20 protein-coding genes are annotated in these 24589 nt (G+C 49.6%); 18 read left to right on the top strand and 2 right to left on the bottom strand.

All coding sequences use genetic code 11. From position 1 onward, the window contains the following. Positions 1-73 precede the first annotated feature (73 nt). Both glnD and map read right to left on the bottom strand, forming a co-directional pair. On the bottom strand, positions 74-2743 hold the full coding sequence (gene glnD, locus CPY98_RS16125; protein ID WP_226929822.1) for a bifunctional uridylyltransferase/uridylyl-removing protein GlnD: 2670 nt from the start codon (positions 2741-2743) through the stop codon (positions 74-76). A gap of 95 nt (positions 2744-2838) precedes the next feature. Further along, on the bottom strand, positions 2839-3639 hold the full coding sequence (gene map, locus CPY98_RS16120) for a type I methionyl aminopeptidase (protein ID WP_096388432.1): 801 nt from the start codon (positions 3637-3639) through the stop codon (positions 2839-2841). 387 nt (positions 3640-4026) lie between these two features. On the opposite strand from map, the gene rpsB reads away from it, so the two are divergent. From rpsB to CPY98_RS16030, 18 genes are all read left to right on the top strand, one after another. Next, positions 4027-4752, top strand: coding sequence for a 30S ribosomal protein S2 (gene rpsB / locus CPY98_RS16115; protein ID WP_025800226.1), 726 nt, complete (start codon positions 4027-4029; stop codon positions 4750-4752). Between the two features lie 192 nt (positions 4753-4944). Beyond that, on the top strand, positions 4945-5796 hold the full coding sequence (gene tsf, locus CPY98_RS16110; protein ID WP_025800225.1) for a translation elongation factor Ts: 852 nt from the start codon (positions 4945-4947) through the stop codon (positions 5794-5796). 198 nt (positions 5797-5994) lie between these two features. Next, on the top strand, positions 5995-6720 hold the full coding sequence (gene pyrH / locus CPY98_RS16105; protein WP_020303583.1) for a UMP kinase: 726 nt from the start codon (positions 5995-5997) through the stop codon (positions 6718-6720). A 163-nt stretch (positions 6721-6883) separates the two neighbouring features. Then, complete coding sequence (frr, locus tag CPY98_RS16100; protein WP_025800224.1) at positions 6884-7441, top strand: ribosome recycling factor; 558 nt, start codon at positions 6884-6886, stop codon at positions 7439-7441. 168 nt (positions 7442-7609) lie between these two features. Next, positions 7610-8809, top strand: coding sequence for a 1-deoxy-D-xylulose-5-phosphate reductoisomerase (gene ispC / locus CPY98_RS16095; protein ID WP_025800223.1), 1200 nt, complete (start codon positions 7610-7612; stop codon positions 8807-8809). Positions 8810-9084: 275 nt separating this feature from the next. Further along, positions 9085-9846 (top strand): (2E,6E)-farnesyl-diphosphate-specific ditrans,polycis-undecaprenyl-diphosphate synthase, encoded by a 762-nt coding sequence (gene ispU, locus CPY98_RS16090; protein WP_025800222.1) that lies wholly within the window; start codon positions 9085-9087, stop codon positions 9844-9846. 9 nt (positions 9847-9855) lie between these two features. Beyond that, positions 9856-10707 carry a phosphatidate cytidylyltransferase gene (cdsA, locus tag CPY98_RS16085; protein ID WP_025800221.1) on the top strand — a complete coding sequence of 284 codons (852 nt, stop codon included), beginning with the start codon at positions 9856-9858 and terminating at the stop codon, positions 10705-10707. Between the two features lie 25 nt (positions 10708-10732). Continuing rightward, complete coding sequence (gene rseP / locus CPY98_RS16080) at positions 10733-12088, top strand: sigma E protease regulator RseP (RefSeq protein WP_043495270.1); 1356 nt, start codon at positions 10733-10735, stop codon at positions 12086-12088. A 37-nt stretch (positions 12089-12125) separates the two neighbouring features. Next, on the top strand, positions 12126-14534 hold the full coding sequence (gene bamA / locus CPY98_RS16075; protein WP_043495268.1) for an outer membrane protein assembly factor BamA: 2409 nt from the start codon (positions 12126-12128) through the stop codon (positions 14532-14534). A gap of 174 nt (positions 14535-14708) precedes the next feature. Beyond that, positions 14709-15206, top strand: a complete 498-nt coding sequence (gene skp, locus CPY98_RS16070; RefSeq protein WP_025800218.1) for a molecular chaperone Skp — start codon at positions 14709-14711, stop codon at positions 15204-15206. 3 nt (positions 15207-15209) lie between these two features. Continuing rightward, entirely contained in the window at positions 15210-16232 is a 1023-nt protein-coding gene (gene lpxD / locus CPY98_RS16065) for a UDP-3-O-(3-hydroxymyristoyl)glucosamine N-acyltransferase (protein ID WP_025800217.1), read from the top strand. A 157-nt stretch (positions 16233-16389) separates the two neighbouring features. Beyond that, positions 16390-16845 carry a 3-hydroxyacyl-ACP dehydratase FabZ gene (fabZ, locus tag CPY98_RS16060; RefSeq protein WP_025800216.1) on the top strand — a complete coding sequence of 152 codons (456 nt, stop codon included), beginning with the start codon at positions 16390-16392 and terminating at the stop codon, positions 16843-16845. Positions 16846-16848: 3 nt separating this feature from the next. Continuing rightward, positions 16849-17637, top strand: a complete 789-nt coding sequence (gene lpxA, locus CPY98_RS16055) for an acyl-ACP--UDP-N-acetylglucosamine O-acyltransferase (protein ID WP_040047101.1) — start codon at positions 16849-16851, stop codon at positions 17635-17637. A 3-nt stretch (positions 17638-17640) separates the two neighbouring features. Next, positions 17641-18831, top strand: a complete 1191-nt coding sequence (gene lpxB / locus CPY98_RS16050) for a lipid-A-disaccharide synthase (protein ID WP_040047102.1) — start codon at positions 17641-17643, stop codon at positions 18829-18831. Positions 18832-18854: 23 nt separating this feature from the next. Continuing rightward, positions 18855-19466 (top strand): ribonuclease HII, encoded by a 612-nt coding sequence (gene rnhB, locus CPY98_RS16045; RefSeq protein WP_162622609.1) that lies wholly within the window; start codon positions 18855-18857, stop codon positions 19464-19466. A 56-nt stretch (positions 19467-19522) separates the two neighbouring features. Continuing rightward, positions 19523-23005 (top strand): DNA polymerase III subunit alpha, encoded by a 3483-nt coding sequence (gene dnaE / locus CPY98_RS16040; protein WP_046359631.1) that lies wholly within the window; start codon positions 19523-19525, stop codon positions 23003-23005. Positions 23006-23017: 12 nt separating this feature from the next. Then, positions 23018-23977 carry an acetyl-CoA carboxylase carboxyl transferase subunit alpha gene (accA, locus tag CPY98_RS16035; protein WP_025800211.1) on the top strand — a complete coding sequence of 320 codons (960 nt, stop codon included), beginning with the start codon at positions 23018-23020 and terminating at the stop codon, positions 23975-23977. A gap of 180 nt (positions 23978-24157) precedes the next feature. Next, the gene (locus CPY98_RS16030; RefSeq protein ID WP_025800210.1) at positions 24158-24574 is read left to right on the top strand and encodes a VOC family protein; all 417 of its coding nucleotides are present in this window, start codon (positions 24158-24160) and stop codon (positions 24572-24574) included. Positions 24575-24589: the final 15 nt, after the last annotated feature.

Here is a 24589-nt window from a genome sequence, read left to right as displayed (position 1 = left end):
CCCTTCATATTTCGAGTTGTAGATGCGTTGACGACAACTCGAATTATTTTGGGTATAAATCGTAACAAATACATTACCCTTTATCGGTTGGATCGAGGGCTTCTGTCAACCGCTGAGCCAATTCTGTCTGCATTTTAATGCTTAATGCTTTACGTTCGCCGTCTGCCAGAATAAATAAGTCCTCAACCCGCTCGCCGATAGTGGTGATTCGGGCGCTGTGCAACGACAGCCCCATCTCAGCGAATACTTCTCCCACCTGCGCTAATAGCCCCGGCTGATCGAGCGCCACCAGTTCCATATAGCTTCGGCGTTCATTGTGCATCGGCAGGAAACTGACCTCTGTCGGTACGGTAAAATGGCGCAGTTTGGGTGACGGACGCCGTGTGCGTGGGTGGCGATAGTGTTGTTGCGTAAGCGCCTGCTCCAGCGAATGTTTGATGGTGGCATGACGATCTTGTGCCAATGGGCTGCCATCGGGTTCGAGTACCACGAAGGTATCCATCGCAAAGTTGTCGCGATTGGTGAAGATCTGCGCGTCATGCACGCTCAAATTGCGTCGATCTAATTCTCCCGCCACGGCGGCAAACAGATAAGGTCGGTCTGGGCTGTAGATGAAAATCTCGGTGCCGCCGCGAGTGGCGAGATGGCTCACTAATACCAGCGGTTTGCTGGCGTCATGCTTGAGCAGATGGCGAGCGTGCCATGCCAACTGATTAGGATTGTGGCGCAGGAAATAGTCGGCGCGGCAGCGGCTCCAAATGTAATGCAGCGCCTCCTCGTTGATGTTATCCATGCGCAACAATGCCAAGGCCTGTAAACGGTGATGGCGTACGCGCTCGCGCATATCTGGAGTGTTTTGCATTCCACGTCGCAGCTGTTTTTCTGTCGCAAAATAGAGCTCGCGCAACAGGCTCTGTTTCCAGCTATTCCACAGCGTTTCATTGGTGGCACAGATATCTGCAACGGTTAGACTAACCAGATAGCGCAAACGAGTTTCGCTCTGCACTTCGGCGCTGAATTGCTGAATAACGGCGGGATCTTGGATATCGCGCCGCTGTGCCGTGACTGACATCAAAAGATGGCAGCGCACTAACCATGAAACGAGCTGAGTTTCGCGTGAATTAAGCCCGTGCAACTGAGCAAACTCGATGACGTCTTGAGCGCCTAAAATTGAGTGGTCACCGCCGCGCCCTTTGGCGATATCGTGAAATAACGCGGCGAGCAGCAATAACTCCGGCTGAGGGAGGCGAGGGTAGAGCTCCACGCACAGCGGATGTCGCTGGCGAGTATTCTCATCCGCAAAGCTTTCCAGCTTCAGCAAGACGCGCATGGTGTGCTCATCCACGGTATAGGCGTGAAACAGATCAAACTGCATTTGGCCGACGATTTTTCCCCACTGCGGCATATAGGCCCATAAAACACTATGGCGGTGCATCGGGAGCAGGGCACGGTTCACCGATCCTGGATGGCGTAATATCGCCATAAACAGCTTGCGGGCTTCGGGCAGATCGCACAACGGCTGAGCCAGATGACGACGCGCATAGCGTAGGTGACGCAGGGTGGTGGAATAAATGCCCTGTATTTCCTGATTTTTGGCCATCACATAAAACATTTGCAGGATGGTGACCGGATCGCGCATGAACGTTTCTGCATCGCGCAAATCAATCAGGTTGCCGCGTAGCTGGAAATTTTCGTCCAGAGGGCGCGGTTTCTCATTAGTTCCGAGCGCCAGAATCGCCTCATCAAACAGCTGTAACAGCATTTGGTTGAGTTCCCCCACACGGCGTGTCATGCGGTAGAAATCTTTCATCATGCGTTCGATTGGGGCATTGCCTTCGCCTTCATAGCCGAGCAGTTGGGCAACGCTAAACTGGCGGTCGAACAGCAGGCGGTTATCGTAGCGGTTCAAGACTAAATGCAGCGCAAAACGGATACGCCACAGAAAACTTTGACATTCGTTTAACTCATCGCGCTCGGCTTCGGTCAGAAAACCGAAACCCACCATCTCATTCATGGATGTCGCGCCAAAATGACGATGAGCGACCCAAAGTAAAGTGTGAATATCACGCAGTCCGCCCGGACTGGTCTTTATATCTGGTTCCAGATTGTAGCTGGTGCCGTGGTAGCGATGATGGCGGTCTTTTTGTTCTTGAATTTTTGCATCGAAGAACCGAGGAGATGGCCAGAATTCATCGCTGAAAATCTGTTTCTGCAGTTGGAGAAACAGTGCGACATCGCCATAGATCAAGCGCGATTCAATCAGGTTAGTGGCGACCGTGAGGTCTGAAAGTCCTTCTTGAATACATTCATCTAACGTACGGACGCTATGTCCCACTTCAAGTTTTAAATCCCACAGCAATGTGATGAGTTCGCTGATGCGCTGTGCGTCGTGTTCGTTAAGCGGATCCTGACTCAAAATCAGCAGGTCGATATCAGACAACGGGTGCAGTTCGCCACGCCCATAGCCACCCACGGCGATTAACGCCATGCCCTGACGCTCTTTGAACCCCAAATGAATCCATAGGCGGGTGAGCAGCCGGTCGATGTAAAGCGTTCGGGCGGCAATCAGCGATTCAGCCGATTCGCCAGCCTGAAATGCAGCGGCCATCCATTGTTGGAAGCGTTCAAGCGACAGTTTCAGCGGCGCACATTCAAGATCGGATGCGGCAAAATTGTCTGGAGAGGGCGGTTGGATCAGCGGCTCCGTGGGGGATTCTGACGTGGCTGAAGGTAAAATGGGCATGGGCATCTCCCGTTGTCGCCGAGTTAAGAACGCAAAACATAAAAAAAGCCGGCATAAGCCGGCTTGAGATGATGACTCGCTCGTTAAGCGATGGGTTATACGTTCTCGTGAACGATAACGCGTGGGAGATCGGTCTCTTCCTCACGCAGTGTCAAAATCTCGCAACCGTTATCAGTCACCACAATAGTATGCTCATACTGTGCGGACAAGCTGCGATCTTTAGTTTTTACCGTCCAGCCATCTTTCATGGTGCGGATGCGGTAATCACCGGCGTTGACCATAGGTTCGATGGTGAAAGTCATACCTTTTTGCAGTACCACGCCGCCGTCGTCGGCATTGTAATGCAGAACCTGAGGTTCTTCGTGGAACACTTCACCAATGCCGTGACCACAGTATTCACGCACCACAGAGAAACCGTGTGATTCAACGAATTTCTGGATTTCAGCACCGATTGTGCGCAGGCGAATACCCGGTTTTACCATTTTCAGCGCTAGATAGAGGCTTTCCAGCGTGATGCGACACAGGCGCTCGCCCAGAATGGTAGGCTCACCCACGATAAACATTTTTGAAGTATCGCCGTGCCAGCCATCTTTGATAACGGTCACGTCGATGTTAACGATATCGCCGTTTTTCAAGATTTTTTCGTCGCTAGGAATGCCGTGGCAAACCACTTCATTCACGGAGATGCAAACGGATTTTGGATAGCCGTGATAGCCCAAGCAAGCGGAGACCGCATGCTGTTTTTGGGTAATGTAATCGTCGCAGATACGGTCAAGTTCACCGGTGCTGACGCCAGGAACCACGTAAGGCTCGATGATTTCTAGGATTTCCGCGGCCAGTCGTCCAGCCACGCGCATTTTTTCGATTTGTTCAGGTGTTTTTATTGAAATTGCCATGAAGTATGTGTCCGCAGGTGTCGTGAAATCGACAATGAGAATCAATTGCTGAACATGGTAACAGTCCTCGGAACCGCTGCCAAATCCTACGATAGCCGTGGGCTCAAAATGCAACAAAAGGTGGAGTCTGTGGCTCGTTTATGGTATAAAGCGCGCCGCAGTTCCTATATCTTCTGTTTCTTTTGCTCAATAGAGCGGGGCGTTGATAAGGAAGCTGTAAATCTCAATTGTGTTATTTGTATTCTTTGCAAAGAAACGACAACAACACACACATATCGGCACGTGCGCCGGGGTGCCTTGCAGGATGAGTCTTAGGACAATGCCTTGCCGGGTCGGCTCATGGGATATGTGGAGGCTTAACCCCAAACTTTATATAGAGGTTTAATCATGGCAACTGTTTCCATGCGCGACATGCTCAAGGCTGGTGTTCACTTTGGTCACCAGACCCGTTACTGGAACCCGAAAATGAAGCCTTTCATCTTCGGTGCTCGTAACAAGGTTCACATCATCAACCTTGAAAAAACTGTTCCAATGTTCAACGAAGCTCTGGCTGAGTTGCAGAAGATTTCTGCTCGTAAAGGCAAAATCCTGTTCGTTGGTACTAAACGCGCTGCAAGCGAAGCGGTAAAAGAAGCTGCGAACAGCTGCGATCAGTTCTTCGTGAACCATCGCTGGTTGGGTGGCATGCTGACTAACTGGAAAACCGTTCGTCAGAGCATCAAGCGTCTGAAAGATCTGGAAGTTCAGTCTCAGGATGGCACTTTCGATAAGCTGACCAAAAAAGAAGTTCTGATGCGCAATCGTGAACTGGCCAAGCTGGAAAACAGCCTGGGCGGTATCAAAGACATGGGCGGCTTGCCTGACGCTCTGTTCGTCGTTGATGCTGATCACGAACACATCGCGATTAAAGAAGCCAACAACCTGGGTATCCCGGTATTCTCTATCGTTGATACCAACTCCGATCCGGACGGCGTTGACTTCGTTATCCCTGGTAACGATGACGCAATCCGTGCAGTAAACCTGTACCTGAGCGCTGTAGCGGCAACTGTCCGTGAAGGCCGTTCTCAGGATCTGGTTTCCCAAGCGGAAGAAAGCTTCGTAGAAGCTGAATAATAAGGCAAGCTCAAAATTTGAGCCCTTATTAACCAGGTATTAAAATATGTTGGTTAGGGGGCCTTTATGGCCCCCCCTTTCTTTGTAAAAATCGCCTTTCACATCACGGCGATATAAAGAACCAATCCCTAGACGAGAGAACCTGTCTCCGTGAGGTTCGCTCTTCACGACGAGACCACCGAGGAAAATACAATGGCTGATATTACCGCCGCCCTGGTAAAAGAACTGCGTGAACGTACTGGCGCAGGCATGATGGATTGTAAGAAAGCGCTGACCGAGGCCCAAGGCGACATCGAGCTGGCAATCGAAAACATGCGTAAATCTGGCGCGATCAAAGCGGCGAAAAAAGCAGGCAACGTTGCTGCTGATGGCGTGATCAAAACCAAGATTGAAGGCAACTACGGTGTGATTCTGGAAGTTAACTGCCAGACTGACTTCGTTGCTAAAGACGGTGGTTTCCAAGCATTCGCTGAGAAAGTGCTGGACGCTGCGTTTGCAGGCAAAATCACCGACGTTGAAGTACTGAAAGCACAGTTCGAAGAAGAGCGTGTTGCACTGGTTGCTAAAATCGGTGAAAACATCAACATCCGTCGCGTATCTTCTCTGGAAGGCGATGTACTGGCTAGCTACCTGCACGGTGCTCGCATTGGTGTTCTGGTTGCCGCTACTGGCGCTGATGAAGAACTGGCTAAGCAACTGGCAATGCACGTTGCTGCAAGCAAGCCTGAATTCGTTAAACCAGAAGACGTTTCTGCTGAAGTCGTAGAAAAAGAGTACCAGGTTCAGTTGGACATCGCGATGCAGTCTGGTAAGCCGAAAGAAATCGCAGAGAAAATGGTTGAAGGCCGCATGAAGAAATTCACCGGCGAAGTTTCTCTGACTGGTCAAGCTTTCGTTATGGACCCAAGCAAAACTGTTGGTCAGCTGCTGAAAGAGCACAATGCTGACGTTACCAATTTCATCCGCTTCGAAGTGGGTGAAGGTATCGAAAAAGCGACCGTAGACTTTGCTGCAGAAGTTGCTTCAATGACTAAAGGCGCTTAATTGCCTTCAAATGGAACCGCCGCAGGGTGGTTCCATTGTTTTATCTGGAAACGTTAGGCGCATAGCTCTTAGCCAACGTAGAAAGGTTTACACTATTAAGTATCCCAGCCAGCATTAGAATGTATCCCAATGATCGGTTACGACCGTGCATTGAAATACCTCCGACTATTTATTGACTGCTTCTTAGGACAGAACACCATGGCAACTAACTCCAAACCCGTATATCAGCGTATCTTGCTCAAGCTTAGCGGTGAAGCCCTGCAAGGTGCAGAAGGTTTTGGCATCGATGCAAGCGTACTGGATCGTATGGCTCAGGAAGTTAAAGAGCTGGTCGAATTAGGCATTCAAGTCGGTGTTGTCATCGGCGGCGGAAACCTGTTCCGTGGCGCAGGTCTAGCACAAGCGGGCATGAACCGCGTTGTGGGCGATCACATGGGGATGCTTGCCACCGTGATGAACGGCTTGGCAATGCGTGATGCGTTGCATCGTGCTTATGTGAACGCGCGTCTGATGTCTGCAATTCCACTTAACGGCGTGTGCGATAACTACAGCTGGGCAGAAGCGATTAGCCTGCTGCGTAACAACCGCGTAGTGATTTTCTCTGCCGGTACCGGTAATCCATTCTTCACGACTGATTCCGCAGCTTGTCTGCGCGGTATTGAAATCGAAGCTGACGTGGTATTGAAGGCGACCAAAGTTGACGGTGTGTATTCAGCCGATCCGGTCACCAATCCAGATGCAACGCTGTTCGATCAAATGACCTATCAGGACGTTTTAGAAAAAGAACTAAAAGTCATGGATCTGGCCGCTTTCACCTTGGCTCGCGACCATAACCTGCCGATTCGTGTGTTTAACATGAACAAGCCAGGTGCTCTGCGTCGTGTCGTTATGGGTGAGAAAGAAGGCACGCTGATCTCCAAATAATTTGGAGCATAACGGCGCTCTACGAACGTGAGAGCCTTACGCGTCATTTTTACTCGATGAATATTGCGTCAGGCTTTCTTGCCAGTTACGCTTGATTGAAAATATATCGGCGTTTCTCATGATGAAGCGCCAGTTTAATTAACCGTTTTCAAGGGTTCGCAACGTGATCAACGAAATCAAAAAAGATGCCGAAACGCGCATGGATAAATGCGTTGAAGTATTTAAGTCAAACATCAACAAGATCCGTACAGGTCGTGCTCATCCGAACCTGCTGGATGGTATTTCTGTAGAATATTATGGATCTGCTACGCCTCTGCGTCAGGTTGCTAACGTAGTTGCTGAAGACTCTCGCACACTGGCAATCACCGTGTTCGATCGTTCTCTGTCTGCGGCGGTAGAAAAAGCGATCATGGCTTCAGATTTGGGCTTAAACCCAATGTCTGCGGGCGCGGTTATCCGTGTTCCATTGCCAGCGCTGACCGAAGAACGTCGTAAGGATCTGATCAAACTGGTTCGTGCTGAAGCTGAGCAGGGCCGTGTTTCTGTTCGTAACGTACGCCGTGATGCGAACGATAAAGTCAAAGTTTTGCTGAAAGATAAAGAAATCAGCGAAGACGAAGATCGTAAATCGCAAGACGAAGTGCAGAAAATGACAGACGTGATGATCAAAAAGATCGACGCTGCATTAGCTGACAAAGAAAAAGAGTTGATGGAAGTTTAATTCCTCACTGGCTTGAAAAAAGCGTCGCCCCGGCGGCGCTTTTGTTTTTGGGCTATCCGAGAAACCTCAGGCTCTTGCTGAAGACGGGCTAATTCTCATAGACAATCCGCCGTCTTAGTTTCAGACTGATGCATCTCCTGTTCTAAACAGTTATTCAGAAGACCCCTCATGAAGCAACTGACTATTCTTGGTTCTACCGGCTCCATTGGCACCAGTACACTGGCTGTGGTGCGAGCAAATCCTGATAATTTTAAAGTTGCCGCGCTGGTGGCAGGTAAAAACGTCGAAGTCATGTTCCAACAGTGCGTTGAATTTGCTCCGCGCTACGTTTCTATGGCTGATGATCATGCTGCCCAGACGCTTCGTCAACGCTTACAAGATGCTGGGATCAGCGGCATTGAGGTGATGTCTGGAGAGCAGGCCGCCTGCGATTTAGCTGCGCTAGATGACGTTGATCAGGTTATGGCTGCCATTGTTGGCGCAGCAGGCCTGTTACCAACGTTGGCCGCGATTAAGGCTAATAAGCAAGTTTTACTGGCCAATAAAGAGGCGTTAGTGACCTGTGGACGTCTGTTTATGGATGCGCTGAAGCAGAGCCGCGCTCAGCTGTTGCCTATCGACAGCGAACATAACGCTATTTTTCAGAGTTTGCCCGAGGCTGTACAAAAGAATCTTGGCTTTGCCTCACTGAACGAGAATGGCATATCGCGTATTGTTCTTACCGGCTCTGGGGGCCCATTCCGTCAATTGCCGATGGGTGACTTCGCTGCGGTCACGCCAGATCAGGCTTGTGCGCACCCGAACTGGTCAATGGGGCGTAAGATTTCCGTTGATTCTGCCACCATGATGAATAAAGGTCTGGAGTATATCGAAGCTCGCTGGCTGTTTAATGCCTCTGAGTCCGAGATGGAGGTGATTATTCACCCTCAATCCGTTATTCACTCTATGGTGCGCTACCGCGATGGGAGCGTCATTGCGCAGCTAGGTTCGCCTGACATGCGTACGCCAATTGCCCATGCGATGGCTTATCCTGCTCGCGTGCAAACCGGTGTTGAACCTCTCGATTTCTGCAAAATTGGATCATTTACGTTCGAGCAACCCGATATGGTGCGCTATCCTTGTTTGCAACTGGCGATAGACGCGTCGCGGGCAGGGCAGGCAGCGACAACCGCATTGAATGCGGCGAACGAAGTTTCAGTGGATGCATTCTTACGCGGGCAAATTCGCTTTACGGATATTGCGGCGTTAAATCAGGATGTTTTGTCGTCATTATCTTGTTGTGAGCCGCAAAGTATTGCAGAAGTCTTGGATATTGATCGCCAAGCGCGCGAAGTAGCCACTCGTTTGAGCGCGAACTTCCTAATATAGATTAGTTATTCCCTGTGTAGGTAGTTTGTGGCGGTTCAGGTGAAATGATATAGTTTGCGACAACTTTTGGCGGGTCGAGATGTTTAGTGTGCTAAGGATTTTGATTTTGCCGCTGATTAATTGGTTAGCCGTGACTAGTACACGGCTTTTTTGCGCATTAAACACTTGGTTATTTAATACTCGGTTCAGTTTGTGCAATTGATGTCGTATGGGCAAGGTGAGCTTGATGTTGTGGCTTACTTCAGTGCCATGCTTTTGAGGAATTGATTACACGTATGTCTTCCACTCAATCACCAATGACTGACGAGATGGTCTGTGGTCCACAGCACGTCGCTATCATTATGGACGGCAATGGCCGTTGGGCGAAGCGTCAGGGCAAAATGCGTGTATTTGGCCATAAAGCTGGGGTGAAATCGGTACGTCGTTCCGTACGTTTTGCGGTTAGCCATGGCATCAAGGCGTTAACGTTGTATGCGTTTAGTAGTGAGAACTGGAACCGCCCAGCGCAGGAAGTCAGTGCGCTAATGGAGCTCTTCATTCGGGCATTAGACGGTGAAGTGAAAAGCTTGCATAAGCACAATGTACGTCTGAAAATCATCGGTGATATCGGCCGTTTTAGCTCGCGCTTACAAGAGCGTATTCGTCGTTCTGAGCAATTAACTGAAAATAATGATGGGCTAACGTTAAATATTGCCGCTAATTATGGTGGGCGATGGGATATCATGCAGGGCGTGAAAACGCTGGCCGAGCAGGTTAAGGCCGGAGTGCTTCAACCTGAAGATATCACTGAGGACTTGCTGAGCCAGCAAGTTTGCTTACATGAACTGGCTCCGGTTGACCTTGTCATTCGGACCGGTGGAGAGCATCGGGTCAGCAACTTTTTGCTGTGGCAAATCGCATATTCCGAATTTTATTTCACGGATGTGCTGTGGCCTGATTTTGATGAACTTACCTTTGAAGGTGCACTTAATGCATTTGCGCAACGCGAGCGCCGCTTCGGAGGCACTACACCTATCAACGCATCAGATGCGTCTTAGGGGGATCTCTTGCTGAAGTCTCGCATTATCACTGCTTTGATCTTAGTGCCTATTGTCATTGCGGCGCTGTTTTTATTACCTCCTGTAGGTTTTGCGATTGTGACCTTAGTCATATGCATGCTAGCCGCTTGGGAGTGGGGACAACTTGCTGGGTTTACATCTAATTCGCAGCGTATTTGGGGCGCCGTGATCTGCGGCCTAGTGCTGGCTGCGATGCTGCTGAGCCTGCCTGAATTTAATCGAAGCGTGCACCTGCCGTTAATTGCCGGTTCACTGTGGGCATCAGTTGTTTGGTGGATTGTCGCGCTGTTTTTGGTGCTGTTTTATCCCAAGTCTGCGGGATGGTGGAAACACTCTCGCGTGCTCAAAATTGTTTTTGGCGCAGCGACCATCATTCCGTTCTTTTGGGGAATGATTGCACTACGTCAACACGGTTATGACGCCGATCATTATCAAGGGGCGTGGTGGCTGTTGTACGTGATGTTCCTGGTATGGGGAGCGGATTCTGGCGCTTACATGTTTGGTAAACTGTTTGGTAAAAACAAGCTGGCGCCAAAGGTTTCTCCGGGTAAAACGTGGGAAGGCTTCATCGGTGGTTTGATTACCTCAGCGCTAATTTCGTGGGGTTTTGGTTTGTACGCCCCGCTCGCTGTGGTGCCAGCTACGCTGCTGGTTTGCTCTATTGTCGCCGCTCTGGTTTCTGTGCTGGGCGATTTAACCGAAAGTATGTTCAAACGCGAAGCCGGCATCAAAGACAGCGGGCATTTAATTCCCGGTCATGGCGGCATTCTGGACCGTATTGATAGTTTGACTGCGGCAGTACCGGTGTTTGCATGTCTTATGCTGTTAGTGTTTTACTAGTCCGCTTGAGACAGGGAGCTTACCAATGACCAATATACTCTGGAGCCTGATTGCGTTTTTAGTGGCGCTTGGGGTGTTGATCACGGTGCATGAATTTGGCCACTTTTGGGTGGCTCGCCGCTGTGGCGTGAAGGTAGAACGCTTTTCTATCGGTTTTGGTAAGGCGCTGTGGCGTCGTGTAGACCGCAGCGGTACGGAATATGTGCTGGCTCTTATCCCGCTTGGCGGCTACGTCAAAATGCTGGATGAGCGGGTAGAGAGCGTTGCCCCTGAGTTTCGTCATCAGGCGTTTAATAACAAAACGGTGTGGCAGCGAGCGGCCATTGTCAGCGCAGGGCCTATTGCTAACTTCTTGTTTGCGATCGTTGCCTACTGGTTTGTTTTCGTGATTGGTGTACCTAGCGTTCGTCCGGTTATTGGCGAAATTGTTCCTCAATCGGTAGCGGCTCAAGCAGATATTTCGCCAGGATTGGAACTAAAGTCCGTTGCAGGTATCGAAACGCCTGACTGGGATTCTGTTCGTTTAGCGCTGGTCGGAAAAATTGGCGCGAAAGAGACGACCGTTGAAGTTGCACCGTTTGGTAGTGACGATAAAACGCAGAAAACTCTGGATCTGACGCATTGGCAGTTTGAGCCAGATAAACAAGATCCGGTGGTTTCGCTTGGCATCGTGCCGCGTGGACCGCAGGTTGAGCCGATCCTTGCTGAAGTGCAGAAGGATTCAGCGGCTCAGAAAGCAGGTTTGCAAGTCGGCGATAGGATCGTTAAAGTCGATGGTCAGCCGTTATTGAACTGGCACACTTTTGTTAAACAGGTCCGTGAAAGACCTAACGAAAGCATAGCACTTGATATTGAACGCAATGGAAATATTCAGTCATTGCAGTTAACACCAGACAGCAAAGCTGTTGGTGCGGGTAAAATGGAAGGCTTTGCTGGCATCGCGCCGAAAGTTATTCCTTTACCCAATGAGTATAAGACGATTCGACAATATGGGCCGTTTATGGCGATCTATCAGGCCAGTGATAAAACATGGCAATTGATGAAGCTAACGGTCTCTATGGTAGGGAAACTAATTACTGGTGATGTGAAGCTGAATAACCTGAGTGGGCCGATTTCGATCGCGCAGGGCGCAGGGATGTCAGCGGAGTACGGTGTTGTGTATTACCTAATGTTCTTAGCGCTTATCAGCGTTAATTTAGGAATTATCAACCTGTTCCCACTCCCAGTACTTGATGGTGGTCACTTGCTCTTCTTAGCGATTGAAAAGCTAAAAGGAGGGCCGGTTTCCGAGCGAGTTCAAGACTTCAGTTATCGCATCGGTTCTATTTTACTGGTGTTGTTAATGGGGCTTGCACTTTTCAATGATTTCTCGCGCCTCTAAGGGACGGGATTTAGGTTAGGAAGAACGCATAACAACGATGGCGATGAAAAAGTTGCTCATAGCGTCGCTGCTGTTTGGCAGCGCAACCGTATACGGTGCAGATGGATTCGTAGTGAAAAATATTCATTTCGAAGGCCTGCAGCGGGTCGCCGTCGGTGCGGCGTTACTTAACATGCCGGTTCGCGTTGGCGATACCGTCAGCGATGAAGATCTCAGTAACACTATTCGCGCATTATATGCGACCGGCAACTTCGAAGATGTTCGGGTGCTGCGCGATGGTGAGAACTTGATCGTGCAGGTTAAGGAACGTCCTACGATCGCGAGTATTACCTTCTCCGGTAACAAGTCTGTAAAAGACGACATGCTGAAGCAGAACCTTGAAGCTTCTGGCGTGCGCGTAGGTGAAGCTCTGGACCGCACAATGCTTTCTAGCATTGAAAAGGGTCTGGAAGATTTCTACTACAGCGTCGGTAAATACAGTGCGACGGTGAAAGCGGTGGTAACACCTCTGCCTCGTAACCGTGTTGACTTGAAACTGGTATTTACTGAAGGTAAATCCGCTCAGATTCAGCAAATCAATATCGTAGGGAACCACGCGTTCACCTCCGAAGAGTTGATTGCTCGTTTCCAACTGCGCGACGAAGTTCCTTGGTGGAACTTGGTTGGTGACCGTAAATATCAAAAACAAAAACTGTCTGGTGACTTAGAAACCTTGAGAAGCTTCTATTTGGATCGCGGCTATGCCCGTTTCAATATTGATTCTACTCAGGTGAGCTTAACGCCGGATAAAAAAGGCATTTACATCACTGTCAATATCACTGAAGGCGACCAGTACAAACTTACTGGCGTTGACGTGAACGGTAACATGGCGGGTTATAGCACTGAAATCAACCGCTTGACCACGATTGAACCGGGTGAACTGTATAACGGTGCCAAAGTGACCAAGATGGAGGATGACGTTAAGAAACTCCTCGGTCGCTACGGCTATGCTTATCCAAAAGTACAGACCCAACCTGAAATCAACGATGCGGATAAAACCGTTAAGTTGCATATGAGCGTTGATGCGGGTAACCGTTACTACGTTCGTAACATCAAGTTCGCTGGTAATGACACCAGTAAAGACTCCGTTCTGCGTCGCGAAATGCGCCAGATGGAAGGTGCATGGTTAGGCAGCGACTTGGTCGATCAGGGTAAAGAGCGTCTGAACCGTACCGGATATTTTGAAACCGTTGACGTTGATACTCAGCGTGTTCCAGGTACGCCGGATCAGGTCGATGTCACCTATAAGGTGAAAGAGCGTAACACCGGTACTTTCAACTTCGGTGTGGGCTTCGGTACTGAAAGTGGCGTTAGCTTCCAAGTCGGCGTTCAGCAGGAAAACTGGTTGGGTACAGGTAATACCGTTGGTATTAGCGGTACCAAAAATGATTACCAAACCTATGCTGAACTGTCTATGACAGACCCGTACTTCACCGTTGACGGTGTGAGCTTGGGTGGTCGTATTTTCTATAATGACTTTAAAGCTGATGATGCGGATCTGTCTGACTATACCAACAGCAGTTATGGCATTGATGGCACCTTAGGGTTCCCAATCAACGAAAATAACTCGTTGCGTACCGGTCTGGGTTACGTGCATAACTCCCTGTCTGATATGCAGCCACAGGTGGCTATGTGGCGTTATCTGGACTCTATGGGACAGCATCCGGATGATACTAAGAAAGCTGACTATACCGCTGATGACTTCACGTATACCTTAGGCTGGTCATATAACAACGTTGACCGCGGGTTCTTCCCAACTCAGGGTACGAAAGCCTCTCTGAACGGTAAAGTAACCATCCCAGGTTCTGATAACGAATACTACAAAATCACGTTCGATAGCCAAAGCTATCTGCCGTTGGATGACGATCGTTCTTGGGTCGTGATGGGACGTTCCCGTTTAGGCTACGGTGACGGTCTGGGCGGTAAAGAGATGCCGTTCTATGAAAACTTCTATGCCGGTGGTTCGAGCTCGGTACGTGGTTTCCAATCGAACAACATCGGTCCTAAAGCGGTTTATCTGAACTCGAACGGCAGCATTGATAGCAGCAAGACGGATGATAACGATGCGGTGGGCGGTAACGCCATGGCAGTGGCCAGCCTTGAGCTGATTACGCCAACGCCGTTCGTGGGTGAGAAATATTCTAACTCACTGCGTACCTCTATCTTCATGGATGCGGGTACTGTTTGGGATACCAATTGGGATAACAACGGCTGTGGCGCGACCTCCTGTAGCTCTCAGGGTATTCCTGACTACAGCGATCCGAGCAACATTCGTGTCTCTGCGGGTCTCGCACTACAGTGGATGTCTCCACTGGGGCCATTGGTGTTCTCATACGCTCAGCCTGTTAAGAAATACGACGGTGATAAATCGGAGCAGTTCCAATTTAACATCGGTAAGACTTGGTAATAAGCTACTCTATAAAAGCTACTGTATAAGGCATGGGGATACGTCCCCATGCCAGAATGCATAAGTTCCACTCAGAGCGTTCTTTTATAATGGACGTTGTGAGAGACACTATGGGTCGGTGCCTATGCGGTATACGTGTCGTCGACACATATGGGTGATGGTAAGGAGTCTAAATTGAAAAAGTGGTTATATGCGGCAGGTCTGGGCATGGCATTAGCAGTTTCTGCTAACGTACAAGCTGCTGATAAGATTGCAATTGTAAACGTATCCAGCATCTTCCAGCAGTTGCCACAGCGTGCAACCGTTGCGAAACAACTGGAGAACGAGTTCAAGAGCCGCGCAACTGAGTTGCAGGGTCAGGAACGCGATCTGCAGTCAAAAATGCAAAAACTGCAACGTGATGGTTCTACCATGAAAGCCAGCGATCGTACCAAGATGGAAAAAGACATCATGGCACAGCGTGACGCTTTCTCTCAGAAAGCTCAGGCTTTTGAGCAGGATAACCGTCGTCGTCAGGGCGAAGAACGTAATAAGCTGTTGAGCCGCATTCAGGATGCCGTTCGTGCCGTTGCTAAAGACAAAGGCTACGATCTGGTTATTGATGCAAATGCTGTTGCTTATGCTGATTCTTCCAACGACATCACTGCACAAGTGTTGAAACAGGTTAAATAAGGCATGGCTTCAATTCGACTCGCTGATCTCGCTCAGCAGTTGAATGCAGAGCTTCACGGTGATGGCGATATCGTCATCACCGGCGTTGCTTCAATGCATTCGGCAAAATCGCAGCAAATCACTTTTTTATCTAACAGTCGCTACCGTGAACAATTAGCTGCTTGTAATGCAAGCGCTGTGGTGTTGACTGAAGCGGATCTGCCTTTCTGTACGTCGGCGGCGTTGGTAGTAAGAAACCCTTACTTAACCTATGCACTGATGGCGCAGATTATGGATACAACACCGGCTCCGGCAAAAGATATTGCGCCGAGTGCGGTGATTGATGCAACGGCTCAGCTTGGTAACAATGTTTCTGTTGGTGCCAATGCGGTCATTGAAGAGGGCGTTGTGCTAGGCGACAACGTCATCATTGGTGCTGGTTGCTTCGTAGGTAAGTTCACCAAAATTGGTTCAGGCACACGCTTGTGGGCCAACGTTAGCGTTTATCATCAGATCGAAATCGGTGAGAAATGTCTGATTCAGTCAGGAACCGTTATCGGCGCTGATGGTTTTGGTTATGCTAACGATCGCGGCAATTGGATTAAAATTCCACAGCTCGGCACGGTACGCATCGGCGATCGCGTTGAAATTGGCGCATGTACCACCATCGACCGTGGCGCTTTGGATGACACCATTATTGGCAACGGCGTAATTATCGACAATCAATGCCAGATTGCACATAACGTTATGATTGGCGACAATACAGCAGTTGCTGGCGGTGTTATCATGGCGGGCAGTCTGAAGATTGGTCGTTACTGCCAGATTGGCGGTGCAAGTGTGATTAATGGTCACATGGAAATTTGCGACAAAGCCGTGGTAACGGGAATGGGTATGGTGATGCGTCCTATCACTGAACCGGGTATTTATTCCTCTGGTATTCCGCTGCAACCCAACAAGGCATGGCGTAAAACGGCAGCTCTGGTGATGAATATTGATGAAATCAATAAGCGTCTAAAAGCCGTTGAAAAGAAAGTCACTAATGACTAACGACTAAAGCCATACCTTTGTCAGTGAATACATATTCCTGGCATTTACCCTGTTTTACTGGGTATAAAACGATTTGCGGCCTGCATCATTGTCTTTATATGGACATGAGGCGGGCCGTGTTGTTGATGACAATTAGTTTTCCTACAGGAAGAGTATTTTGACTACTGACACTCATACTCTCAATATTTCCGAGATTTTAGAGTTACTGCCGCACCGTTTTCCGTTCCTTTTAGTGGATCGCGTTCTTGATTTTGAAGAAGGCAAATTCCTGCGTGCAGTGAAAAACGTTACTTTTAACGAGCCGTTTTTCCAGGGCCACTTCCCTGGCAAACCGATTTTCCCAGGCGTGTTAATTCTAGAAGCGATGGCTCAGGCCACCGGTATTCTGGCATTTAAAAGCGCGGGCAAACTGGAGCCAGGCGAGTTGTACTATTTTGCTGGTATTGACGATGCTCGCTTTAAGCGTCCCGTTCAGCCAGGCGACCAGATGATTCTGGAAGTTGAATTCCTTAAAGAGCGCCGCGGCGTAGCTCGCTTTAACGGTGTTGCCAAAGTAGACGGTAAGATTGTTTGCGAAGCTTCAATGATGTGTGCCCGTAGCCGGGAGGCCTAATACGTGATTGACCCAACCGCCTTTATCCATCCAAGTGCCATAGTCGAAGACGGCGCAGTCATTGGTGCCGGTGTGCATATCGGTCCTTTTTGCTACGTCGGCTCCCAAGTGGAAATCGGCGAAGGTACCGTGCTGAAGTCCCATGTCGTCGTCAATGGTATTACTAAAATTGGCCGTGATAACGAGATCTATCAGTTCTCCTCTATTGGCGAAGTGAATCAGGATCTGAAATATGCTGGTGAACCTACCCGCGTAGAAATCGGCGATCGCAACCGTATTCGCGAGAGTGTCACCATTCATCGTGGTACTGCACAGGGCGGTAACTTAACGAAAGTAGGTAGCGATAACTTGCTGATGATTAATGCGCATATCGCGCACGATTGTGTCATCGGTAATCGTTGTATTTTCGCTAACAACGCAACGTTAGGTGGTCATGTTACGGTTGATGATTTTGCGATCATCGGTGGAATGACAGCGGTTCACCAGTTCTGTGTGATTGGTGCGCATGTGATGGTCGGCGGCTGTTCTGGCGTCGCGCAAGACGTGCCTCCGTATGTGATTGCACAGGGTAACCATGCAACTCCGTTCGGCCTGAATATTGAAGGCCTGAAGCGCCGTGGTTTCGAAAAAGAGTCTCTGCATGCGATTCGTAATGCATACAAGATCCTTTATCGTAGCGGAAAAACGCTAGAAGAAGCCAAGCCAGAAATTGCCGAGTTAGCTAAACAGCATCCCGCTGTTCAGCTGTTCGTTGATTTCTTTGAGCGTTCGACTCGCGGCATTATCCGCTAAGCCATGACGTTATCTCAGATAGCCTCTGACTCGTTGTCGGTGGATCGCGCTTCGCGTCCGCTGACGATTGGTCTGGTCGCCGGGGAAACCTCCGGCGATATTCTCGGTGCGGGTTTAATCCGTGCTTTGAAAGCGCGTCATCCCAATGCGCGTTTTGTTGGCGTAGCCGGTCCTCTGATGCAGGCCGAAGGCTGTGAAGCCTGGTTTGAAATGGAAGAGTTGGCGGTGATGGGGATTGTTGAAGTTCTCGAACGCCTGCCTCGTTTGCTTAAAATTCGCCGTGAACTGACCCAACGCTTTACCGAGCTTAAGCCCGATGTTTTCGTCGGTATCGATGCGCCCGATTTTAATATCACGCTGGAAGGCCGCTTAAAGCAGAAAGGTATTCGAACCATTCATTATGTCAGCCCGTCAGTATGGGCGTGGCGACAGAAGCGTGTTTTCAAAATTGGCAAGGCAACCGATTTGGTTTTAGCCTTTCTGCCTTTTGAAAAAGCGTTTTATGACAAATTCAATGTTCCGTGTCGTTTCATTGGCCATACGATGGCTGATGCCATGCCGCTCAACCCGGATAAACAGGCTGCGCGTCAAGCACTGGGTATTGCTCCCGATGCTTTGTGCTTAGCTTTACTGCCGGGCAGCCGTAGCGCCGAAGTTGAGATGTTGAGTGCTGACTTCTTAAAAACTGCGATGATCTTGCGGGAGAAGTATCCGGCATTAGAAATCGTCGTACCGCTGGTTAACGCCAAACGCCGCGAACAGTTTGAACGCATTAAAGCTGAAGTAGCACCAGAATTAACCGCTCATCTTCTCGATGGACAAGCGCGTAATGCGATGTACGCCAGCGATGCAGCGCTGTTAGCTTCTGGTACGGCAGCGCTGGAATGTATGCTGGCGAAATGTCCAATGGTGGTTGGCTATCGCATGAAACCGTTCACCTTCTGGTTGGCTGAGCGTCTGGTGAAAACAGATTATGTTTCATTGCCGAATCTGTTGGCGCGCCGTGAGTTGGTGCAAGAACTGCTACAGCACGATTGCCAGCCTGAAAAATTAGCCGCTGCTTTACTGCCGCTGTTAGAAGGTGGCGAAGCCACTAAAGTCTTGCAAAAGACCTTCCTCGAATTGCACCAAAGTATCCGCTGCGGCGCCGATGAACAAGCGGCCGATGCGGTACTGTCTTTAGTTAATCAATAAGTTAATCAATAGGCCGTAATTCAATGAGCACCAATTCAGTGAGTGACATTTTTGTCTATCCCATCGCGCAGCGAATTGCAGGCGTAGATGAAGTAGGACGCGGGCCTTTGGTTGGCGCGGTTGTCACTGCGGCAGTGATCCTCGATCCTGCACGTCCGATTGTGGGCTTGGCCGACTCGAAGAAATTAAGCGAAAAGCGCCGTAACGCGTTGTATGAAGAAATCATTGAGAAAGCGTTGAGCTGGAGCTTAGGCCGCGCAGAGCCGCACGAAATTGATGAGCTGAACATCCTGCACGCCACTATGCTTGCGATGCAAAGAGCGGTGGCTGGATTGGCAATCGAACCTGATTTTGTGCTGATCGATGGTAATCGTTGCCCAAAATTACCAATGGCCTCGCAGGCGGTGGTGAAAGGTGATAGCCGCGTGGCTGAAATCAGCGCGGCCTCTATTTTGGCTAAGGTCACCCGTGACCGTGAAATGGCGGTTCTGGATGCTCAATTCCCAGACTACGGTTTTGCACAGCATAAAGGCTACCCAACGGCTTTCCATCTTGAACGCTTAGCGCAGTTGGGAGCAACAGAACACCACCGCCGCAGCTTTGGGCCGGTTAAACGTGTTCTTGGGTTAATATAATTAATCCCCATCTATGTACTACTTTAGTAACCGGTTTTTAGGCGAGTAATTGATATATGGCAGAACCACGTTTCATACATTTGCGCGTTCACAGTGACTATTCCATGATCGATGGGCTGGCGAAAGTCGGCCCATTGGTCAAGAAAGTGGCTGCGCTAGGTATGCCTGCTTTTGCGATTACTGACCATACTAATATGTGTGGGCTGGTGAAGTTTTATGGCGCGGCACATGGGGCCGGAATTAAGCCGATTATCGGCGCTGATGTATTGGTTAAAAGCGAAATGTTGGGCGATGAGCTTTCGCATTTGACCATACTGGCGGCAAATAACACCGGCTATCAAAACCTAACTCTGCTTATTTCTCACGCGTATCAACGTGGTTATGGTGCCGATGGCCCGGTCATCGACCGTGATTGGCTGATTGAATACCGTGAAGGGCTGATACTGCTGTCTGGCGCACGCCAAGGTGACGTAGGCAAAATGCTCCTGCGCGGCAACCAGCAGCTAGCACATGAGTGCGTTGATTTTTATCAGCAATATTTCCCTGATAGCTACTATCTGGAACTTATTCGCACGGGTCGCCCTGATGAAGAAAGCTATCTGCATTTTGCCGTGGCCTTGGCTGAAGAGCGCGATCTTCCGGTCGTGGCTACCAACGATGTGCGTTTTTTAGAAACCGGTGATTTCGATGCGCATGAAATTCGCGTTGCGATCCATGATGGTTTCACCTTAGACGATCCAAAACGACCTAAAAACTACAGCGCTCAGCAGTACATGCGCAGCGAAGAAGAGATGTGTGAGCTATTTGCTGACATCCCTGAAGCGCTTGAAAACAGCGTAGAGATTGCTAAGCGTTGTAACGTGACGATCCGGTTGGGTGAGTATTTCCTGCCACAGTTTCCGACCGGCGAGATGTCGACAGAAGACTTCTTGGTGGCAAAATCCAAGCAGGGTTTGGAAGAACGTCTCGAGTTTTTATTCCCCGATCCTGAAGAGCGCGCCAAACGCCGTCCTGAGTATGACGAGCGTTTAGAGGTTGAACTTAAAGTTATCAACCAGATGGGATTCCCGGGCTACTTCCTGATCGTGATGGAGTTTATCCAATGGTCGAAAGATAACGGCGTACCGGTAGGGCCGGGGCGTGGTTCAGGTGCGGGGTCGTTAGTGGCCTATGCGCTGAAAATCACCGATCTGGATCCGCTGGAGTTCGATCTGCTGTTTGAACGATTCCTGAACCCAGAACGTGTTTCCATGCCTGACTTTGACGTCGACTTTTGCATGGAGAAACGCGATCGGGTTATCGATCACGTGGCTGAAATGTACGGCCGTGATGCGGTATCGCAGATTATTACCTTCGGTACCATGGCGGCGAAAGCGGTTATCCGCGACGTTGGCCGCGTGTTAGGGCATCCGTATGGTTTTGTCGATCGTATATCAAAACTAGTGCCGCCAGAGCCGGGCATGACGCTGGCGAAAGCCTTTGAAGCCGAACCACAGTTGCCAGAAATTTATGAGGCGGATGAAGAGGTTCGTGCGCTGATCGACATGGCGCGTAAGCTTGAAGGCGTCACGCGTAACGCCGGTAAGCACGCCGGTGGGGTGGTAATCTCACCGACCAAAATTACTGACTTTGCGCCGCTTTACTGTGACTCTGAAGGTAATCACCCCGTCACACAGTTTGATAAAAGCGACGTAGAGTATGCAGGCCTAGTTAAGTTTGACTTCTTGGGCCTGCGAACGCTGACGATCATCGACTGGGCGCTTGAGATGATTAACGCCCGCCGTGCTAAAGCGGGCGAAGAGCCAATCGACATTGCGGCCATTCCGCTCGACGATAAAAAAAGCTTCGATATGCTGCAACGCTCGGAAACCACGGCGGTATTCCAGCTTGAATCGCGCGGCATGAAAGATTTGATCAAACGCCTGAAGCCTGACTGCTTCGAAGATATGATCGCATTGGTGGCGCTTTTCCGCCCCGGTCCTTTGCAGTCAGGGATGGTTGATAACTTTATCGACCGTAAGCACGGGCGTGAAGAGGTGTCTTACCCTGACGTTCAGTGGCAGCACGAGTCACTGAAACCGGTGCTGGAGCCGACCTACGGCATTATCCTGTATCAAGAACAGGTTATGCAGATTGCTCAGGTGCTCGCCGGTTATACGCTAGGCGGCGCAGATATGCTTCGTCGTGCAATGGGTAAAAAGAATCCCGTTGAAATGGCTAAGCAACGCGGTGGGTTTGAAGACGGGGCCAAAGCGCGCGGCGTTGACGGTGAGCTGGCGGTTAAAATCTTCGACTTGGTAGAGAAATTTGCTGGTTACGGGTTTAACAAATCTCACTCCGCTGCCTATGCGCTGGTTTCCTATCAAACGCTGTGGCTAAAGGCGCACTATCCCGCTGAGTTTATGGCTGCGGTAATGACAGCCGATATGGATAACACCGAAAAAGTCGTTGGCTTGGTGGATGAATGCTGGCGCATGGGGCTAAAAGTTCTGCCGCCGGATATTAACAGCGGGCAGTATCATTTCCATGTGAATGACGATGGCGAAATTGTTTACGGTATCGGTGCGATTAAAGGCGTGGGTGAGGGGCCGATTGAGGCTATCATCGACGCGCGTAACGAAGGCGGTCATTTCAAAGAGTTATTTGATCTGTGTGCTAGAACAGACACTAAAAAGCTTAACCGGCGTATGCTGGAGAAGCTCATTATGTCTGGTGCGTTTGACCGTTTAGGTCCACACCGTGCTGCACTGATGAACTCGCTGAATGACGCATTGAAAGCCGCAGATCAACATGCCAAAGCAGAGGCGATTGGTCAGGTGGATATGTTTGGCGTGCTGGCCGAAGCACCTGAACAAGTTGAGAAATCCTATAGCAGCGTTGCTCCGTGGCCTGCTCAGGTGGTATTGGATGGCGAGCGTGAAACGTTAGGTTTATACCTGACTGGACACCCCATCACCCAATACCTGAAGGAAATAGAGCGCTACGCCGGTGGCATGCGCCTAAAAGATATGCATCCGACGGATCGGGGCAAAATGACCACTGCGGTTGGACTCGTAGTAGCAGCGCGAGTCATGACCACCAAGCGGGGTAACCGCATCGGGGTTTGTACACTGGATGACCGTTCCGGCCGTCTCGAAGTGATGCTATTTACCGATGCGCTCGATAAATATCAACATTTGCTGGAAAAAGACCGTATCCTGATAGCCAGCGGACAGGTCAGCTTTGATGACTTTAGCGGTGGGCTTAAAATGATCGCCCGCGAGCTAATGGACATCAGTGAAGCACGCGAAAAATATGCGCGTGGGCTTGCTATCTCGCTGACTGACAGGCAAATTGATGACCAGCTTTTAAACCGTCTCCGTGACTCGTTGGAACCACATCGGTCGGGGACGATTCCAGTGCATTTATACTATCAACGTGATAATGCACGCGCTAAGTTAAGATTTGGCGCGGCCTGGCGGGTAACGCCGACAGATCGCCTGCTAGTTGACCTTCGTACTCTGGTGGGTAATGAACAGGTTGAACTGGAATTTGACTAATATAGGAATACTATGAGTCTGAATTTTCTGGATTTTGAACAGCCGATTGCAGAACTTGAAGCGAAAATTGACTCGCTAACTTCAGTCAGCCGTCAAGACGAAAAATTAGATATTAATATCGACGAAGAAGTACAGCGCCTGCGTGATAAGAGCGTTGAACTGACGCGTAAGATATTTTCTGATCTGGGTGCATGGCAGGTTGCGCAATTAGCGCGCCATCCGCGTCGTCCTTATACGCTGGATTATATCGAGCATATCTTTACTGACTTCGATGAGTTGGCAGGCGATCGCGCCTATGCTGATGACAAGGCGATTGTTGGTGGTATGGCTCGTTTGAATGGTCGCGCGGTGATGATTATTGGTCATCAGAAAGGACGCGAAACCAAAGAGAAAATCCGTCGCAACTTTGGTATGCCAGCGCCGGAAGGATACCGTAAGGCTCTGCGCCTGATGGAAATGGCCGAGCGCTTTAAACTGCCAATCATTACCTTTATCGACACCCCTGGAGCCTATCCTGGCGTTGGCGCTGAAGAGCGTGGTCAGTCCGAAGCTATCGCTCGTAACCTGCGTGAAATGTCAGGTTTGACCGTGCCAGTTATCTGCACCGTGATTGGTGAAGGTGGTTCTGGTGGTGCGTTGGCTATCGGCGTTGGCGATAAAGTTAACATGCTGCAGTACAGCACCTACTCCGTTATTTCTCCGGAAGGTTGCGCCTCAATTCTGTGGAAGAGCGCCGATAAAGCGCCATTAGCCGCCGATGCGATGGGTATTACGGCTCCGCGTCTGAAAGAACTGAAGCTGATTGACTCTGTTATCCCTGAACCTTTGGGCGGTGCACATCGCGATGTTCCTGCGATTGCGGCATCTCTGAAAGCGCAGCTGTTAGCAGATTTAGGCGATCTTGATGTGTTAGAAACAGAAGAACTGTTGAATCGTCGCTACCAGCGCCTGATGAACTACGGTTACTGCTGATTACCATCACGAGTAATGTTCATTCTAAAGCCCGGTTATGCCGGGCTTTGTTGTTTTTATCGTTCGTTCAGTTTCTTTTGTTTGGCTTACACTTTATGAAGCGCTTTTTGTCAGCGTAAAATTGCTTTCTGCATTGTTAAGGGGTAATTTCCCCGAGAATCGTTTGCATTTGGAGGCTGTGTGAAACTCAATAAAATCCACCACATCGCAATTATTGCGTCAGATTATCAGCGCAGTAAGTCTTTCTACTGTGATGTTTTAGGTTTTACGTTACTGAGCGAAGTGTATCGCGCAGAGCGTGATTCTTGGAAAGGGGATTTAGCACTGAACGGTGACTATACGATTGAGCTGTTTTCATTTCCAAAGCCTCCTGCCCGAGTGTCTCGGCCTGAAGCCTGCGGTTTGCGTCATTTGGCATTCAGCGTTGATGATATTGATAGTGCGGTAAAACATTTGGAAAATCATGCAGTGCGTTGTGAAGAGGTACGCATTGACCCCTATACTGAACGTCGATTTACATTTTTCTCGGATCCTGATGGGCTGCCGCTTGAGCTCTATCAAGTGGGTGATGACTTGAAAAATAGTACCAATTGCTGAAAATATAATACCAAA

This window comes from Hafnia sp. CBA7124, from assembly GCF_002355555.1.
In the GTDB taxonomy this organism is placed as follows: Bacteria; Pseudomonadota; Gammaproteobacteria; order Enterobacterales; family Enterobacteriaceae; genus Hafnia; species Hafnia alvei.
This window is presented reverse-complemented; position numbering and strand designations above follow the sequence as displayed.

What these genes read in the sequence shown, in the direction of transcription:
- map (WP_096388432.1), bottom strand. Translation starts at nt 3,639, where the DNA reads ATGGCAATTTCAATAAAAACACCTGAACAAATCGAAAAAATGCGCGTG.
- bamA (WP_043495268.1), top strand. Translation starts at nt 12,126, where the DNA reads ATGGCGATGAAAAAGTTGCTCATAGCGTCGCTGCTGTTTGGCAGCGCA.
- ispU (WP_025800222.1), top strand. Translation starts at nt 9,085, where the DNA reads ATGTCTTCCACTCAATCACCAATGACTGACGAGATGGTCTGTGGTCCA.
- pyrH (WP_020303583.1), top strand. Translation starts at nt 5,995, where the DNA reads ATGGCAACTAACTCCAAACCCGTATATCAGCGTATCTTGCTCAAGCTT.
- dnaE (WP_046359631.1), top strand. Translation starts at nt 19,523, where the DNA reads ATGGCAGAACCACGTTTCATACATTTGCGCGTTCACAGTGACTATTCC.
- lpxD (WP_025800217.1), top strand. Translation starts at nt 15,210, where the DNA reads ATGGCTTCAATTCGACTCGCTGATCTCGCTCAGCAGTTGAATGCAGAG.
- tsf (WP_025800225.1), top strand. Translation starts at nt 4,945, where the DNA reads ATGGCTGATATTACCGCCGCCCTGGTAAAAGAACTGCGTGAACGTACT.
- ispC (WP_025800223.1), top strand. Translation starts at nt 7,610, where the DNA reads ATGAAGCAACTGACTATTCTTGGTTCTACCGGCTCCATTGGCACCAGT.
- rpsB (WP_025800226.1), top strand. Translation starts at nt 4,027, where the DNA reads ATGGCAACTGTTTCCATGCGCGACATGCTCAAGGCTGGTGTTCACTTT.
- rnhB (WP_162622609.1), top strand. Translation starts at nt 18,855, where the DNA reads ATGAGCACCAATTCAGTGAGTGACATTTTTGTCTATCCCATCGCGCAG.
- lpxB (WP_040047102.1), top strand. Translation starts at nt 17,641, where the DNA reads ATGACGTTATCTCAGATAGCCTCTGACTCGTTGTCGGTGGATCGCGCT.
- glnD (WP_226929822.1), bottom strand. Translation starts at nt 2,743, where the DNA reads ATGCCCATTTTACCTTCAGCCACGTCAGAATCCCCCACGGAGCCGCTG.
- accA (WP_025800211.1), top strand. Translation starts at nt 23,018, where the DNA reads ATGAGTCTGAATTTTCTGGATTTTGAACAGCCGATTGCAGAACTTGAA.
- rseP (WP_043495270.1), top strand. Translation starts at nt 10,733, where the DNA reads ATGACCAATATACTCTGGAGCCTGATTGCGTTTTTAGTGGCGCTTGGG.